The sequence below is a fragment of the Opitutus sp. sgz309028 genome (assembly GCF_059821195.1).
The window spans coordinates 180,550-196,077 of sequence record NZ_JCAMRR010000004.1 but is presented as its reverse complement, the minus strand read 5'-3'; the positions used below and the strand labels follow the sequence as shown (position 1 = coordinate 196,077).

Below are 15,528 nucleotides of genomic sequence, written 5' to 3'. Positions count from 1 at the left end.
GCTAACGGCGGACTTGATCACGGGAGCAGCCCGACGAAGTGGCTCGCGTTCAAGTCGGTGCGGTGGCGCACCTCGAGCACGTCGTAGAGTTTCGCGAGCTGCCGCTCGACCTGTTCGAGGCGCGGTTCGTCGCCAACAAGCAGCAGCGCGCGGCTGGTGGTGCCGTCGCCGACCGGCGCGCAGACGATTGCGTCGAGGTTGAACGCCCGGCGCGCGAACAAGCCGGTGATGTGCGACATCGTGCCGGGATGATTGCGCACGAGGAGCTCGAGCACGGTGGAGCGGGCCGCGGCGGTCGCGGGGAGGAGAGCGGTGTCAGGCATGGGTGAGGGCGGTTTCGGCGATCATGTTGCGGTTGGCGGCGCCGGGCGGCACCATCGGGAGCACGTTGGCGGTTTCGTGGATCGGGATGTCGATCACGCACGGGCCGGGCGCAGCGAGCGCGGCGGCGAGGGTTGCGAGCGGATCGCGATCGTCGGCCTCGATGCGCACACCGCGGATGCCGAACGCCTGCGCGAGCGCGGCGAAGTCCGGCACCGCGTGGAAACGCGAGGCGGCGTAGTTTTGCCCGTAGAACAGCTGCTGCTGCTGGCGCACGAGGCCGAGGCTGCCGTTGTTGAAAATCACCACGGTCACCGGCAGGTCCAGTTCGGCCAGCGTGGCGAGTTCCTGGATGTTCAACAGGATCGAGCCGTCGCCGGAAATGCACACGACGCGAGGTTGAGGCGACGTCGCGGAATTCGGAGTTTGGAGCTCAGAGTTCGCGGCGTCACGCAGCGCGAGCGCGGCGCCGATGGCGGCGGGCAGGCCGAAGCCCATCGTGCCGAGTCCGCCGGACGTGAGCAATGTGCGCGGCTGGCGAAACGGCCACACTTGCGCGACCCACATCTGGTGCTGGCCCACGTCGGTCGTCACGATCGTGTCGGACGGCAGCGATTCGCCGAGGAAGCGGCAGAGATTCACCGGATGCAGTGGATCCTCGGCGCGCGGCGGATGCGCGAGCGGATAGGCGGCGCGCAGTTCGGCCGCGCGACCGCACCAGCGGCGACGCTCGATGGGCGGCAGACGATCGAGGAGCCGGCGCAGGATGTCGGCCGCATCGCCCACGAGGCCGAGGAACGGGTTTTTGATTTTACCGATTTCGGCGCGGTCGATGTCGATGTGTGCGATCGCGGCGCGTGGGCAGAACTCCGCCACCTTGCCGGTGGCGCGGTCGTCGAAACGCGCGCCGATCGCGAGCACGAGATCGGCTTCCTCGAGGAGGAAGTTGGTCCCTTTCAACGCGTGCATGCCGAGCATGCCCATGAAGAGCGGGTCGTCGCAGGGCATCGCGCCGAGCGCCATGAGCGTCGACACCACGGGTGCGTTCACGCGATGCGCGAGCTCGCGCGCGAGGTCGGCGGCGCCGGCGGAAATCACGCCGCCACCGAGATAGAGCACGGGCCGTTGCGCGTGGACGAGTTGATGCGCGAGGGCCGCCACGAGATCATCGGAGCACGGCGGCGTCGGCTTGCGGCCGCCGGGCCCGGGCCAGGCGGTGACCTCGACGCGCTCGTTGAGCACGTCTTTCGGCACGTCGACCGCCACCGGGCCGGGACGGCCGGATTCGGCGATCGTGAACGCGAGCGGAATCGTTTCCAGCAGCTCGGCGGCGGAGCGCACGAGGAAATTGTGTTTCGTGATCGGCAGCGTGAGCCCGTAGGTGTCGACCTCTTGGAACGCGTCGGTGCCGATCAGCGCCTGCGGCACCTGACCGGTGATGGCCACGAGCGGCACCGAGTCGAGTTGCGCATCGGCGATGGCGGTGAGGAGGTTCGTCGCGCCGGGGCCGGAGGTAGCGAGGCAAACGGCGGCGCGGCCGGTGACACGCGCGTAACCATGCGCGATGAATCCGCCGCCCTGTTCGTGGCGGGCGAGGATGTGCTCGATGGGTTGCGCGGACTCGGACGAGTGCAGCGCGTCGTAGAACGGCAGGTTGGCGCCGCCGGGCATGCCGGCGAGAGTGCGAATCCCCTGTCGTTCGAGCAGGATTCGGAGGATGTGAGCTCCAGTGAGGTGCATGTTGGTTTCGGTTTCGGGTGAGTGCCCGTTCCCGTGCCGCGCCGATGGAGCCAAAAAAAAGCCCCTCCGGTTCGGCACCGGAGGGGCAAAGTCGCGTTAACGATCAGAACCCTCGCGTGCCGGCAGGCGCGACGACGACGACGACCGCGAGGACGACGGAGTTCGAAAGGGCGCGTGTGCCGGAGAGGATCATGAACGTGAGTGGCAGAAAGTCCCCACGCGCGACGGGTGTCAAGTCCCGTGTCGGCTCCGTCCACTCGCGATCGCCACCTGAGCGCGGGAGTTGCGCGCGTCGCGGAGGCTGGCCAATTTCGCGGCCCATGGCCAAAGCCGACGAAGCTCCCACCATCATTTTCTCGATGCTCGGCGTCTCGAAGAAGATCGAGCGCAAGGAGATCCTCCGCGACATCTCGCTGTCGTTTTACTACGGCGCGAAGATCGGCGTGCTCGGCCTCAATGGCTCCGGCAAATCATCGCTGCTGAGAATTCTCGCCGGCCGCGACACGGATATTGAAGGACGCGTGCATTTCGAGCCGGGTTATTCGGTGGGGCTGCTCGAGCAGGAACCGCAGCTGACGCCCGGCGCGACGGTGCGCGCGTGCGTCGAGGAAGGCGTGAAGCATCTGACCGATCTCACGTCGGCCTACGACGCGACCTGGGACGAACTCGCGGCGACGGATGACGAGGCGGAGAAGGACCGGATCATGACGCGCCAAGGCGAACTGCAGGAGAAGATCGACGCGCTCGGCGCGTGGGACGTCGCGCCGCAGGTCGAGATGGCGATGGACGCGCTGCGTTGTCCGCCGGGCGAGGCGATCGTGGACAAACTTTCCGGTGGCGAACGCCGCCGCGTGGCGCTCGCGCGGCTGCTGTTGCAGAAGCCCGCGATCCTGTTGCTCGACGAACCGACCAATCACCTCGACGCCGAAAGCGTGAACTGGCTCGAGCAGCATCTCGCCCGTTACGAAGGCACGGTGATCGCGGTGACGCACGACCGCTACTTCCTCGACAACGTCGCGCAGTGGATCCTCGAGCTCGATCGCGGGCACGGGATTCCGTGGAAGGGAAACTACTCCTCGTGGCTCGAGCAGAAACAGCGCCGCCAGGCGATTGAGCAGCGCACGGAGGACCGGCGGCAGAAGGCGATGGCGCGCGAACTCGAGTGGATCCGCTCGGGGGCGAAGGCGCGGCAGGCGAAAGGCCAGGCGCGCATCAACGCCTATGAGACGATGCTGAAGCAGAACGTCGCCGAAAAGGAACGTGAATTCGAAATCCTGATACCTCCCGGCCCGCGACTCGGCACCCTCGTGGTCGAGGCGAAGGACCTGGCGAAAAGCTACGGTGACAACGTGCTGTTCGAAGGCGTGAACTTCACGTTGCCGCCGGGCGGCATCGTGGGCGTGATCGGTCCCAACGGTGCGGGCAAGACGACGCTCTTCCGGCTCATCACGGGCGTCGAACAGCCCGATGGGGGAACGCTGCGCGTGGGCGACACGGTGAAGATCGCGCACGTGGATCAGTCGCGCGAATCGCTGCCGAACGAGGCGACGATCTGGGAGGCGATCAGCGGCGGGGAGGAGATCATGCGGCTGCCGAACCGCGAGGTGAACAGCCGCGCGTATTGCGCGCAGTTCGGTTTCACCGGCGCGGACCAGCAGAAGAAGGTGGGGGTGCTGTCAGGTGGCGAGCGCAACCGCGTGCACCTCGCGCGGCTGCTGAAGAGCGGCGCCAATCTGATCCTGTTGGATGAGCCGACGAACGATCTCGATGTGAACTCCATCCGCGCGCTGGAGGAAGGCTTGGAGAACTTCGCCGGTTGCGCGGTCGTGGTGTCGCACGATCGCTGGTTTCTCGACCGGGTGGCGACGCACATTTTAGCGTTCGAAGGCGAGAGCGAGGTGAAGTGGTTCAACGGCAACTTCTCGGCGTATCACGAGGATTACCGGCGTCGGAAAGGCAAGGACGCGGACCAGCCGCATCGCGTGAAGTATCGGAAGCTGACGCGGTAGAGAGGCGAGGGGCGAGAGGTAAGAGTTGAGGGGTGAGAGGACGGAGTGAAGGCCTTGCGGCGGGAATAGAATTGGGCACCGTGAATCTCACCTGCATGAAAACCTGGCTGGCAGCGGTGGCGCTCCTCTTTCCTCTCATGACTCAAGCGGCTGAAAAGAAACTCGAATCGATCGTCCTCGGCGGCGGGTGCTTCTGGTGCACGGAAGCGGCCTACGAACTCCTTCCCGGCGTGAAGGACGTCGTCAGCGGCTACGCCGGCGGGGACGAGCCAAATCCGACCTACGAGCAGGTGTGCGCGCACGTCACGGGTCACGCGGAGGTCATCAAGATCGACTACGATCCGGCGGAGGTCTCGCTCGACGAGGTGCTCGATTATTTCTGGCACGTGCACAACCCCACGCAGGTGGGCGGGCAGGGCAACGACATGGGGCCGCAGTATCGCTCGATCATCCTCTACGCGAACGACGCGCAAAAGACCGCGGCGGAAAAGTCGAAGGCGAAGGCGGCGCAGGAGTTTCGCGATCCGATCACGACGGAAATCGTGCCGTTGAAGAAGTTCTGGCGGGCGGAGCGCTATCATCAGGATTATTTCCGGAAGAATCCAAACGCCGGATACTGCTCATATGTGATCGCGCCGAAGATCCGGAAGCTGGAGAAGCAGCTGGAAGCGAAAACGAAGTGACGCTCGGAAGCGGAAATCGCGAACGGCGCGAATAACGCGTGAGTGCTTCGCCGACGGTTTCCGTGATTCTGCCGGTGTGGAATGCGGCGGCGACCGTGGCGCGGGCGATCGCGAGCGTGCGGGCGCAGAACTGGACCGAGTGGGAGTTGATCGCGGTCGATGACGGGTCGACGGATGCGTCGGGGCAGATCGTCGAGGCCGCAGCGCGGGAGGATCGGCGTGTGCGGCGGCTCGCGCGTCCGCACGAAGGCATCGTCGCGGCGTTGAACGCCGGACTGGCGGAGGCGCGGGGCGAGTTCGTGGCACGGATGGATGCGGACGACGAAATGTATCCGGAAAGGCTCGACGCTCAGGTCGCGTTTCTGCGGCGCGCGGAACATGCGGACATCGGGCTCGTGGGCTGCGGGGTGGAGTTCGGCGGCGATCGGGCGGCGAATGCGGGTTATGCGCTGCACGTCGATTGGATCAACTCGCTGGTGACGCCGGAGGCGATCGCGCTGGATCGCTTCGTGGAATCGCCGCTGGCGCATCCAAGCGTGATGTTCCGGCGCGAACTGATGGAGCGGTTCGGCGGGTATCGCGCGGGCGATTTTCCGGAGGATTATGAGCTGTGGCTGCGGTGGCTGGACGCCGGTGTGCGGATGGCGAAGGTGCCGCGGGTGTTGTTGCGCTGGAACGATTCGGCCGGACGGGCGTCGCGGGTCGAGGGGCGTTATGCCGAGGAAGCGTTTTATCGTGTGAAGGCGGAGTGGATGGCGCGGGAGTTGAAGCGTATCGGCGGCGGGCGGGAGGTTTGGGTCTGGGGTGCGGGACGGCCGACGCGGAAGCGGGCGCGGGAATTGGAGAAGTGGAGCGTCAGGATCGCGGGGTTTGTGGATGTGGATGCGAAGAAATGGACGCGGGCGCTTGGCGGCGTGGGCGTGCCGGTGATCGGGCCGGAGAAGCTGCCGCGGCCGGAGGACGTTTTCGTGCTCGGCTACGTGAGCTCGCGCGGGGCGCGGGAGTTCATTCGCGCGGCATTGCGCGCGCGCGGGTTTGCGGAAGGTCGGGATTTTCTGATGGGTGCATGAGGGCCGACCAAGCGCGAAGACGCGAAGTCGGCGAAGATGCGCGAAGAATCGGGATGGAGATGCGGGAAGATTGATGCAGGGTCGTTGGCGACGTGGTGGGCGGTGAAACAGAGAAACATCGGGAATTGAAGCGACTCGCGCTGCGTTGGGCGCAGACGAATGGGTTTTCCATCGCGGCGTGCGAGGTGCGGGTGCCGAAGAGTGGGTATCGGGCGGATGTCGCCGCGTGTTCGCGCGGGGCGGAGCGGCGCACGGCGGTGTTCGAGTGCAAGCAGGCGCGGGCGGATTTGTTGAAAGATGCGCAGCGCGAGGACGAGGCGCGGAGAAAGGTGGAGGAGCTGAGCGCACGCGTGCGGAACCTCGAGGAACTGATCGGCGGGCACCGGCCGGACTTGCGGAAAGGCGAGGCGCTCTTCGCGGAATTTGACGCGTGGGACTTTTCGGGCGTCGACCATGCGACGCACCGGCGCACGCTCGAGCAGCTCGCGACCTGGCAGGGGCGCGTGCTGCGCGGGACGAAGTTCGCGAAGCTGTTCCGCTGGCGGGCGGCGGATTATTTTTACCTCGTGAGTGAAGATGGAATCTTTGGGGAGGCGGAAATCCCGGCGGGCTGGGGCCTGCTAGTCCGCCGCGGCGAGGAACTGGCGCTCGCGCGGAAGCCCGTTTGGGCGGAGGCGAAGGAGGAGGCGCGACGGACCTTGGCGGAGTGTATCGGGATTTCGGCGACGCGGGCGGTCAATCGCGCGATGGGCGTGGAGTTGCCGCCGGCGCCATGGGCGAGGGAGCGGTGAGGCGGTTTTCGGCCGCGGTCCCTGCGGCGCTTACGGCCGCTAGCGTCGCGCTCGCACCGGCCGCAGATTGATGTGGTTGCGGACCGCTGGTTGGTAGTGCCGGCCGACGGGCACCGGCGGCAGGTTGGCGCCGTCGAGTTCGATCACCCATCGCCCGCCGGAGGATCGCCGCAACCGGCGCACGTGTTTCCAGCCGACAATATGAGAGCGGTGCACGCGACCGAACAACTCCACCGGCAGCATCGCGGTCCAGACGCTCAGCGCCTTCAACTCGAAGAACTCCCGGCCGCCGGACAGCCGCACCCGTGAATGATCGCCGTCCGCCGCGATGGTGGCGATCTCGTCCCAGTTGACGCGCACGTGGCAATTCCCCGCGCGCACGAAGCAGCCTCCCGTCTCCGACGTTGCCGGCGAGGTGGGAGGTGACGCTGCGGGCTCGTCGCGCGGGCGGTCCGCCGCCGCCAGGATCAGTTCGCCGAGGCGTCCGAGGGCCATCATCTCGGCCTTGGTCCACGCGTGGATTTTGCGGGTGTCGTCGAGTCCGATCAGCGCGACGAGCCGGCCGTCGCGAAACAGGGGCGCGCCCGCGGTCGCGCGATTGCCCTCGCGCCGCATTTCTTCCTTCAAGCTCTGGGCGTCCGGCGGCAGCGTTTCGATGTCCGCCAGCACCACCGGATGTCCGCGGAGAAATTCGCGCAGCGGATGCGCGATCAAGGCCGTCGGCACATCGGGCAGATCCGGGAGGCAGGCCGGCACGCGATCGGCGCACCATTCGTAAGCCACGGCAAAGGTCTGCTGGCGCTCGTCGATCCGGATGAGCCAGGCCCGATCGGCATCGAAAGCCGGACCGATCAACGCCAGCGCTTCGGCAGGCGCGGTCGTGGGGGGAAACTCGAGAAGGCTCCGGGCCACTCGGAACAGCAGGTCATCGCGCAGCATGAAAAGAACGTTGTGAAGCCCGATGAGGCCTGAATCAACCCAGGGTGCGCGGAGTGCTTTGCAACGCCTTCGACGGCGACGAGTTCTCTCGCAAGTTCGCGCTCAGGCGCGCGGCGGTGCCCAGTGCCGGAAAAACTCCAGGATCGCGGCGCGACGATATGCTTTCTTTTCCTTCATCTCCCAGGCGCCCGTGCCTTGGGTGACGAGCCGCCGGCCCGTTTCGTCGAGCACGACGATTGCGGGCAGGCCCGCTCGCGTCGCCGTGTCGAAACGGAGCACGACGTCGCGGTTGCGCTGGGTGCCGCTCTTCGCGTTCACGTCAATCTTCACGAGGATGTAGTCGCGATCCAAATACTGTAACAGGGCCGGATCGCTCTGGAACGCCTGGTCGAGCCGGTGGCACCACGGACACCAGTTCGCACCGAACACCACCATGACGCGCTTGCGCTCGATTTGCGCCCGGGCGATCGCCGCGTCCACCGCCTCCATCCCGTTCGCCTTCGGATCGTAGACGTCCATGCCCAGCGCTGGGTATTCGGCGCCGCGCGCGGCGGACACGAGCAGGACGGCGAAAACGATCGCGCGACGAAGAGACCACATCGGCCGACGCTGCGGCCCGCGGACGCCGCGGCCAAGCCGCAAGTCCGTCCGCGGCGGTGTCGTTGGGCGACAACGGATGCCGTTCGTCGATTGCCGGTTTCGGCCCGGCCGGATTGTCCGCGCAATGCCCCGACACCTTTCCCATGCCCATTTTCGTTTCCCTCGCTGCGCTCCAGCGGCAGAGCGGGACGCGGACGGATCTTCCCGTCGTCAGCGCGTCGCTTTTGCTCCGCCGGCTTTTCGCCCTGCTCATTCTGCTCAGCGCATCATTGGTCCCTTCGCCGGCGCACGCCGACGATGAAGAAGGCTGCATCCCGAGCCCGGAAGACGGTATCTTTTGCGGCGAGGATCCACCGCCGTTCGTGCTCTTCGGGGCCTACGATGCTCCCATTTACGGCGACGTCACCGAGGCGTGGGATGCGGCGGCCAACAGTCAGACGTCCTTCAGCTACCATCACGGGGGCGGCGACGTGGATTTTTATCGCTACGCGCTGGCCGAGGGGGCGCGCCTGAGCGTATCCGGCACCGACAACATGATCTACGTGGGCACGATTTCCGGCAGCGGATCTTTCCGCCTTCTGGCCGGCACGCTGCGGTTCAATCCGTCCGGCAGCTACGTCAACACCGACTCCAACAACGTCGCTTACTATTCGCTCAACACCTACACCGGCGGGACGGAAGTGGCGGGCGGACGTCTTCGCATCTACGATGACGGCAGTCTGGGCGGCGGCGCACTCGCGCTGTCCGGAACGGGCCAGCTCGAGACGATCGACGGCGGTTCGGTGCGCGGTTTCAGCGTGACCGGCACGGATGCCGCGCTCGTGACCGATGCCGACCTCACCGTCACCGGCGCGATCACCGGCGATGGCCGGTTCAACAAACTCGGCAGCGGCACGGTCTCGTTCTCCGGGACGAACACCTACACGGGCGGCACGGAGGTCGGTGGCGGCTCGCTCTCGCTCGGCAACGACAGCGATCTAGGCGCGGCGGATACCGCCGTCTCGCTCGCCGACGGCGCCGGTTTGATCCTGGCCGCGGGTTTCGCCTCCTCGAATCGCGCGCTCGAACTCGCCGACGGCACCGCCACGCTCGACGTCGCGACCGGCACGGCGACCTGGAGCGGCGCCACGTCGGGTGCGGGCGGGATCGACAAAACCGGCGCCGGCACGCTCGTGCTGACCGGCGAAACCGGCCACACCGGCGGGGCTCATCTCGGCGGCGGCACGCTCGAGGTCGCCGTTTCCACCTCGGTGGGAGTTGACGGCTCGACGACCTGGGCGGGCGCCGTCACGGGCTCCGGTCGATTCGTGAAATCGGGCGCGGGCACGCTCGTCCTGAGCGGAGCCGCCAGCCACACGGGCGCGACCCTCGTGCAGGAAGGCACGTTGCGAGCCGGCACGGACAACGTGCTGAGCGCCGGCTCCGCGCTCTTCCTCATCAACGGCGCGCAGGTCGATCTCGCCGGTCACGATCAGACGTTGGGCGATCTCGATTCCTATGATGCCGCTCACGACACCTTCGATGCCGGCACGCTCGCGCTTGGCGGCGCCACGCTGACGACGCTCACCCGCGTAACGAACATCTGGGCCGGCGCGATCACGGGCGAAGGCAACGTCATCAAGGAAGGCGCCTCGATTGCGCGTTGGAGCGGCGCAAACACCTTCGCCGGCACGCTTACCATTGCTGCCGGTACGCTCCAGACCACGGCCGACGGCACGCTCAGCCGTGACGCGGTGGTCTCCGTTTCGTCCGGCGCTACGCTCGACCTTGCGGGCCACGCGCAAACCGTCGCCGGACTCGCGGGCGGCGGAACCGTGACGCTCGGCTCGGGCTCGCTCACGGTCGCGCAGGACTCCGATCGGACGTTCTGCGGCGCCCTCAGCGGCACCGGTGCCGTCGTCAAGTCCGGCGCGGGCACGCTCACGTTTTCCGGCTCCCAGGATTTCTCCGGCGGACTCACGCTTGCCGGCGGAACGGTGAGCGTCGCCTCCGACGCCTCGCTTGGCGCGGCGGGCGGATCGATCGCGTTCGATGGCGGCACGCTGACGACCACCGCGGCGTTCACGTCGGCTCGCGATCTTGCGCTCATTGGCGCCGGCACGATCCAGACGGACGCCGGCACGCTGACGCTGTCCGGCACGCTCGCCGGGTCCGGTGCGCTCACGAAGACCGGCTCCGGCACGCTCGTTGTCTCGGGAAGCAACGCCGGTTTCACCGGTGCGACCGCGATCGAGGCTGGCACCCTCACTCTCGGCCACGCGACGGCGCTCGGGCAGGCGGGAGCGGTGTCGATCGCCAGCGGGGCGACGTTGAATTCGGCGGCGCACGGTTTCGATCTCACGCGCGTATCCGGCGACGGACTACTCACGGGCTCGGGCACGTTTTCGCACGACTCCAGCTCTGATCGCTCGCTTGCCACGATGCTCGCCGGGACGGGCGGCCTGACCAAATCCGGCAGCGGCACGCTCACGCTCACGGGCGCGAGCACCTATACCGGCGTGACGACGATCGCGGCGGGGCGGCTCATTGTCGACGGCTGGATCGCGAACAGCGAGCGCACGACCGTCGCTGCCGGCGCGACGCTCGGTGGCTCCGGCTCCGTTGGCGCGCTTACAATCGCCAGCGGCGGCACGCTCGCGCCCGGCAACTCGCCCGGCACTCTCACCGCGGGCGATACCGTTTTTGCCGGCGGCGGCATCTTCGATTTCCAGATCGACGCCGCCAACGGCGTCGCCGGCACTCAATGGGATTTGCTCAGCATCAGCGGCACGCTCGACCTCACCGGCCTCTCGGAGGCGAACCCGTTTCACCTCTCCATCACGTCGCTCCTCGCCGACAACTCCTTCGGCGCGCTGGCGGACTTCGATCGCGCGCAGTCCTACGCCTGGATTTTCGTCGAGACGAGCGGCGGGATCGGCGGGTTTTTCGCGGACGGGTTCGCGATCGACACGACCTCATTTTTGAACGCCACGGACGGCACGTGGTCGATCACCAGCGACGGTTACAGTCTCTCGCTGGCCTACACCACCTCGGCGATCCCGGAGCCCTCGACCTACGCCGGGCTCGCGGGTCTGGTGGCGCTGGGACTCGCGGTCTGGCGCCGCGGGCGGGTCGCCGCCGGGCCCAGGCCCGCTCGTGCAGTGCAGGCGGCGGCTGGTGCGCTTGCCGGAACGCCGGGAACTCGCGGGGACGAATCCGCCTCTACAGCGGACGCACGGAGACTTCCTTGAAATAAACGATGTCGCCGGGGTCGTGGGTTTGGAGGCCGATGTAGCCGTGGGTCGGACGGAGCGGTTCGCGTTTCGGGGCGAACCAAGCCTCGCGCGGCGGGACGTCGGTGGTGGCGGAGTCGAAACGGGTGAGGGTTTTACCATCGAGCTCCACCACGACTTCGGTGCCACGCAGCGTGATGATCATCGTGCGCCAGCCGTCGGCGGGTGCGGGCGGAAGCTCGGCGGCGGGCGCGTAGGAGTAAATGGAACCGGTCCGGTGAAGGGCGTCGCCGCTATCCATGATCTGCACTTCGAAGCCGTGATGAACGGCGAACCAGGCGCCGTTCTCCTGTTCCGACGCGGTCGCCATCTTTTGCGCTTCGGCGTCCGAGAGGCGGTTGTTCGGGCCGCGGGTGACGCCGATGAGGTCGTCGCGGCCGATCTGGTCGAGGATGCCACGATCCATGCGAATGTGGACGCCGGCGTTGTCGTTGGGCTCGTCGGGGCGGTAGACGATGCGGATCTGGCAATCGCCGAAGGTTTCCTGCGTGTAGACGAGGAGACCGAGTCCGCGCGGATCGGGATCCGTGCGAACGGTGTCCCCTTCGACGATCATCTGGCCGAAGCCGACGTGCTGCCAGGCGGGCGCGACGCGGTTGTTTTCGATAAGCGGAAGCGGGCGCCAATCGGCGGCGGAAAACGCGGTGAGGCAGCAGGAGGCGAGGGCGAGGAGCGCGAGGGGAACGAATCGCTTCATGGACCAAACGCTGGCGAGGGAGGCAGGATGTGCAAAAAAGAACCGCGGCCGTGGCCGCGGTTGGGTGTAGAGTCCGGCTGGATTGCTTCGTCGCTTTGCTCCTCGCAATGACAAGGAGGCGCGGAATTAACGCGCGGCCACGGCGGCGGCGGGTTTCTGTTCGGTGTAGAAGACGGTGCGCGAGAGCTGGGCGGGAAGGTCGCCCTCGGGGATGACGCGGGCTTCGACCCCGTCGATCTCGGCGTAACCGATGACCATGGTGTTGACGCGTTTCTCCGTGAGTGCGCGGCCCGCGAGGTCAAATTCGCGGCCTTCGTTGAGCCAGAGGCGGCGCTCGGTGAGACCGGTGAACCAGCGGGTGCGACCGAGGCCCTTGGGGTCGTCGGCTTCGACGATGTCGGCGGGCACCCAGCCGTAGTTGGGAACGAAATACTCGGCCCAGCAGCGGTAGCCGGGATCGACCTCCTTGCCCTCGTTGGGTTCGCGGAGCCGATAACCCATTTGGAGACGGGACGGGATGCCGCGGGCGCGGGCGAGCGCGATGAACATCGAGTGGAGATCGGTGCAACAGCCGCCGGCGTTGGTCATGCAGTCTTCGGCGTCGCCGATGCCGCAATGAGGTTTGGAGGGATCTTTCGAATAGTGGTCGGCGTAGTCGGCCACCGCACCGAGGAGCAGCTGCGCTTGTTTCGCGATATTCGTTTCGGAACCGCAGGTTTCGTTCGCGAGCTTGGCGATCCGCGGCGTGACCTTCATGTACGGCGCGTCGGTGCGAAGCTCGTCGACGAAGAGCGAACGATGCGAGTCGGTGATCGGACCGGCTTTCGCAGGGTCGAGATCGACGAACACGGAGCGACGGCGAACGGTGAACGCAACCTTCGACGACAGCGAGGTGGCGGTGGGGTTGGCGATTTCGACCAACATGAAGCGGTTGCCGTGATCGGGCTCCGTGACGATGCGCCAGGGGCCCGGTGCGGAAACGACGTCGAAGTCGAGGACTTCCTGGAAGCGCTCGTCGTCGGGGATGGCGATCCACCACTTCACCGATTTGGAGCCTGCGGGGAGGTCGGAGAGCGTGACGGTTTGTTGAACGTGATAAGTGCGGGTGGTTTCGGGGAAGTCGCCGGCATGGAGTCCGGCGGTGGCCGCGAGAGCGGCGAAGGTGAGGAGGGCGGGGAGTTTCATGGGTGCGGGGAAAGGTGGCTTTACCACTTCCAATTCAGGTCGAGGCGGAAGCGTTTGCCGTCCTGGCGGCTCGTGATCGCTTCGACGAGAAAGAGACGCGCCATCACGTTCAGGTCTTTGGTGAACGCGTAGGCGACGCGGAATTCGGAGCCTTCGATGTCGGTAAGGTCTGATTGCGGACCGTTGCCGAAGCGGGCCCAGTCGTCCTCCGCGTAGGACGCGTTGGTCGCAAACGTTTCGACGTGTGCGTAGTAAAAACCGCCGAGCCAGTCGCCGCGCTGCTTGAGCTGCCCGGCGACGACGGAGAAGACGTAACCCAGCGTCTCGTCGGTCTGGTTGGCGGGAAACGGGGCGACGTCGGCAGCGCTGTAGTTTTTGAAGTTGTGGAAGACGTCCACGCCGAAGGCGAGCGGGAGGCCGGCGGCTGGCGTGCTCCACTGGGCGCTGAGGACGCCGACGAGGTAGTCGCGGGCGCCGTTGCGGTTGCGCAAATAGCGAGCGCCACCTTCGCCTTGGAATGCGTGCAGCCCGGCGGCGACGGTCAGACGAGCGGTTTCGACCGGCGCGGTGTATTTGACTTGGCCGGCGAAGAGCTGGCCGTGGAGGTGGTTGACGCCGTCGGGCAGGGCAAAGGCGCCGAGCGTGGTGGTGAGGGTGGCGGCGCCGTAGTTGCGGTCGAACGACGCGGCAGCGCCGGTGGGCGTGACATCTTCGTCCCAGAACATCTCGTTTTGCTGCCAGAACGGGGAGCTGTTGCGACCCAACCACGCGGTGGTGGAGCCCTGCTTGTACTGCAGAAAGTAACGGTCGAGCGAGACGCGGAAATCGTCGCTCGGGCCGTCGTTGGCGGTGAACGTGAGGTGAGGTGACTGCTGGCTCTCGGGATTGCCGGTGCGGACGCGGGCATTGAAGGACCACGCCGGGTCGAAGGCATAGGCGGCGTTGACTCGAAGACGGAAGCGGCCGCGTTCGCGGTCGGTGCGGAGCGCGCCGGTGGCGGTGTGGGAATCCCAGTCGGATTCGTAGCGGACGCGCACGTCGCCGTTGACGGTGAGGTTCGGCGCGAGGGTGAACGCCAGCGCAGTCGCGGGGGCGAGCGCTAACGTGAGGAGAAGGCACGCGACGACGCGCGGGCGGGCCGGGAGGCGAGCAGGGAGGGGCATGGGGCTGTGGGGTCGCGCCGAGTGGGCGCGGTGGGGGAAGGGGCGACGACGGAGCGCATGGATTCCCGGGCCGAGTGCAACCGGTTGGGGACGAATCACCGCTGCCGCGGGGCCAGTGGCGGAAAAACCGCGGAAGCCCCGTTTTTCGGTGGCGGCTCGACAAACGTCCATCGCGCGCAACGTTGCCGGCCATGCCAGATATCACACCGCCCAACCTCGACGATGCCGGACTCGACGTGGCCACGTCGTTCGTGCGCAGCCGCAACGCCCTGCTGGCGCGCGCGGAGTTCGGGGACCTCTTCGTCGACTACTACCTCCACCTCAGCAAGCACCAGATGCATCCGGGCCCGACCGCCGATGCGATCTTCAAGCGGGCGCTCGCGGCGTTCGTGCTGCACTGCGCCTCGCGTCCGCGAACGGAGCTGGTGGCGTGGACGATCAATTTCCAGCAACCTCTGATCAACGTGTTCCTCACCGGCGACAACGAGACCGGTGCCGTGGCCGGACGCGTTTTCGAGGAAAACGTGAAGGAGTTGCCGGAGAACCTGTTTTACGCGGACGTCGTTCGACGCGGTCCGGTCGGCGGCACCTGGCAACCGAAGCGGCGCAGCACGATCGCGTTCAAGGGCGACGATCCGATCGAAGCCGCGGAAAAGTTCTACGCCCAAAGCGAGCAGCGCACCGCGCGTTATTTCCAACTCGACGAGGAGGAATTCGCGATGGTCACCGAGCACCCGGATTGCGACGTGGGCTGGCTGCACGGACTCGATGCCGAGCAGGTCAGCGCGCTCGATGGACGCGAGACGCTCGTGCCGATGGAGCAGCGCGTGTATCGCTGGCACTGCGGTTGCAATCAACAGCGGATGCTCGAGGTGCTCGGGCCGACGATGCTGCAGGATCCGGAAGGGCTTTTCGGCGGCGACGAGAAGATCGAGATCCGCTGTCCGCGCTGCGGCGCGCGCTACACGATCACGCGCGAAGCGCTTGAGGCCTACGTGGCGAGCCGCTGAGCGGTCCTTGAGAAAAGCCTCGATGCCCGCGGGGGCGGGGTTTTGTGT

At 66.8% G+C, this 15,528-nt stretch carries 13 protein-coding genes; 6 read left to right on the top strand and 7 right to left on the bottom strand.

Annotated features, from left to right (window positions below):
• Positions 1 to 17 precede the first annotated feature (17 nt).
• Together ilvN and ilvB are read right to left on the bottom strand one after the other, a co-directional pair.
• Entirely contained in the window at positions 18 to 323 is a 306-nt protein-coding gene (gene ilvN, locus AC6RV7_RS16430; protein ID WP_500095114.1) for an acetolactate synthase small subunit, read from the bottom strand.
• Positions 316 to 2,061: a biosynthetic-type acetolactate synthase large subunit gene (gene ilvB / locus AC6RV7_RS16425; protein WP_500095113.1), complete on the bottom strand. Its 1,746-nt coding sequence runs from the start codon at positions 2,059 to 2,061 to the stop codon at positions 316 to 318. The genes ilvN and ilvB overlap by 8 nt, the downstream gene beginning before the upstream one ends.
• 320 nt (positions 2,062 to 2,381) lie before the next feature.
• On the opposite strand from ilvB, the gene ettA reads away from it, so the two are divergent.
• From ettA to AC6RV7_RS16405, 4 genes are all read left to right on the top strand, one after another.
• Positions 2,382 to 4,070: an energy-dependent translational throttle protein EttA gene (ettA, locus tag AC6RV7_RS16420; RefSeq protein ID WP_500095112.1), complete on the top strand. Its 1,689-nt coding sequence runs from the start codon at positions 2,382 to 2,384 to the stop codon at positions 4,068 to 4,070.
• Positions 4,071 to 4,207: 137 nt separating this feature from the next.
• Positions 4,208 to 4,753 carry a peptide-methionine (S)-S-oxide reductase MsrA gene (msrA, locus tag AC6RV7_RS16415; RefSeq protein ID WP_500095111.1) on the top strand — a complete coding sequence of 182 codons (546 nt, stop codon included), beginning with the start codon at positions 4,208 to 4,210 and terminating at the stop codon, positions 4,751 to 4,753.
• 38 nt (positions 4,754 to 4,791) lie between these two features.
• The gene (locus AC6RV7_RS16410) at positions 4,792 to 5,823 is read left to right on the top strand and encodes a glycosyltransferase family 2 protein (RefSeq protein WP_500095110.1); all 1,032 of its coding nucleotides are present in this window, start codon (positions 4,792 to 4,794) and stop codon (positions 5,821 to 5,823) included.
• A 125-nt stretch (positions 5,824 to 5,948) separates the two neighbouring features.
• Positions 5,949 to 6,614, top strand: coding sequence for a hypothetical protein (locus tag AC6RV7_RS16405; RefSeq protein WP_500095109.1), 666 nt, complete (start codon positions 5,949 to 5,951; stop codon positions 6,612 to 6,614).
• A gap of 39 nt (positions 6,615 to 6,653) precedes the next feature.
• On the opposite strand, the gene AC6RV7_RS16400 is transcribed toward AC6RV7_RS16405, so the two are convergent.
• Together AC6RV7_RS16400 and AC6RV7_RS16395 are read right to left on the bottom strand one after the other, a co-directional pair.
• A complete protein-coding gene (locus AC6RV7_RS16400) occupies positions 6,654 to 7,553 on the bottom strand; it encodes a LytTR family transcriptional regulator DNA-binding domain-containing protein (protein ID WP_500095108.1) in 900 nt (299 codons plus the stop codon).
• A 102-nt stretch (positions 7,554 to 7,655) separates the two neighbouring features.
• Positions 7,656 to 8,153, bottom strand: coding sequence for a thioredoxin family protein (locus tag AC6RV7_RS16395; RefSeq protein WP_500095107.1), 498 nt, complete (start codon positions 8,151 to 8,153; stop codon positions 7,656 to 7,658).
• Between the two features lie 143 nt (positions 8,154 to 8,296).
• On the opposite strand from AC6RV7_RS16395, the gene AC6RV7_RS16390 reads away from it, so the two are divergent.
• Positions 8,297 to 11,383: an autotransporter-associated beta strand repeat-containing protein gene (locus AC6RV7_RS16390; protein ID WP_500095106.1), complete on the top strand. Its 3,087-nt coding sequence runs from the start codon at positions 8,297 to 8,299 to the stop codon at positions 11,381 to 11,383.
• Here the strand turns inward: AC6RV7_RS16390 and AC6RV7_RS16385 are convergent.
• The 3 genes from AC6RV7_RS16385 to AC6RV7_RS16375 form a co-directional block, all read right to left on the bottom strand.
• Positions 11,355 to 12,122 carry a 3-keto-disaccharide hydrolase gene (locus tag AC6RV7_RS16385; protein ID WP_500095105.1) on the bottom strand — a complete coding sequence of 256 codons (768 nt, stop codon included), beginning with the start codon at positions 12,120 to 12,122 and terminating at the stop codon, positions 11,355 to 11,357. The genes AC6RV7_RS16390 and AC6RV7_RS16385 overlap by 29 nt on opposite strands.
• Positions 12,123 to 12,248: 126 nt before the next feature.
• On the bottom strand, positions 12,249 to 13,307 hold the full coding sequence (locus tag AC6RV7_RS16380; protein WP_500095104.1) for a transglutaminase-like domain-containing protein: 1,059 nt from the start codon (positions 13,305 to 13,307) through the stop codon (positions 12,249 to 12,251).
• A 20-nt stretch (positions 13,308 to 13,327) separates the two neighbouring features.
• Positions 13,328 to 14,470: a putative porin gene (locus AC6RV7_RS16375; protein WP_500095103.1), complete on the bottom strand. Its 1,143-nt coding sequence runs from the start codon at positions 14,468 to 14,470 to the stop codon at positions 13,328 to 13,330.
• Positions 14,471 to 14,661: 191 nt separating this feature from the next.
• Here AC6RV7_RS16375 and AC6RV7_RS16370 point away from each other — a divergent pair, with 191 nt between their 5' ends.
• Positions 14,662 to 15,480: an Hsp33 family molecular chaperone HslO gene (locus AC6RV7_RS16370; protein ID WP_500095102.1), complete on the top strand. Its 819-nt coding sequence runs from the start codon at positions 14,662 to 14,664 to the stop codon at positions 15,478 to 15,480.
• The last annotated feature ends 48 nt before the right edge of the window (positions 15,481 to 15,528 follow it).

Bases quoted from the DNA above. Each gene is read 5' to 3' on its own strand.
- ilvN (WP_500095114.1), bottom strand. From the start codon at position 323: ATGCCTGACACCGCTCTCCTCCCCGCGACCGCCGCGGCCCGCTCCACC.
- ilvB (WP_500095113.1), bottom strand. From the start codon at position 2,061: ATGCACCTCACTGGAGCTCACATCCTCCGAATCCTGCTCGAACGACAG.
- ettA (WP_500095112.1), top strand. From the start codon at position 2,382: ATGGCCAAAGCCGACGAAGCTCCCACCATCATTTTCTCGATGCTCGGC.
- msrA (WP_500095111.1), top strand. From the start codon at position 4,208: ATGACTCAAGCGGCTGAAAAGAAACTCGAATCGATCGTCCTCGGCGGC.
- AC6RV7_RS16400 (WP_500095108.1), bottom strand. From the start codon at position 7,553: ATGCTGCGCGATGACCTGCTGTTCCGAGTGGCCCGGAGCCTTCTCGAG.
- AC6RV7_RS16395 (WP_500095107.1), bottom strand. From the start codon at position 8,153: ATGTGGTCTCTTCGTCGCGCGATCGTTTTCGCCGTCCTGCTCGTGTCC.
- AC6RV7_RS16390 (WP_500095106.1), top strand. From the start codon at position 8,297: ATGCCCATTTTCGTTTCCCTCGCTGCGCTCCAGCGGCAGAGCGGGACG.
- AC6RV7_RS16385 (WP_500095105.1), bottom strand. From the start codon at position 12,122: ATGAAGCGATTCGTTCCCCTCGCGCTCCTCGCCCTCGCCTCCTGCTGC.
- AC6RV7_RS16380 (WP_500095104.1), bottom strand. From the start codon at position 13,307: ATGAAACTCCCCGCCCTCCTCACCTTCGCCGCTCTCGCGGCCACCGCC.
- AC6RV7_RS16375 (WP_500095103.1), bottom strand. From the start codon at position 14,470: ATGCCCCTCCCTGCTCGCCTCCCGGCCCGCCCGCGCGTCGTCGCGTGC.
- AC6RV7_RS16370 (WP_500095102.1), top strand. From the start codon at position 14,662: ATGCCAGATATCACACCGCCCAACCTCGACGATGCCGGACTCGACGTG.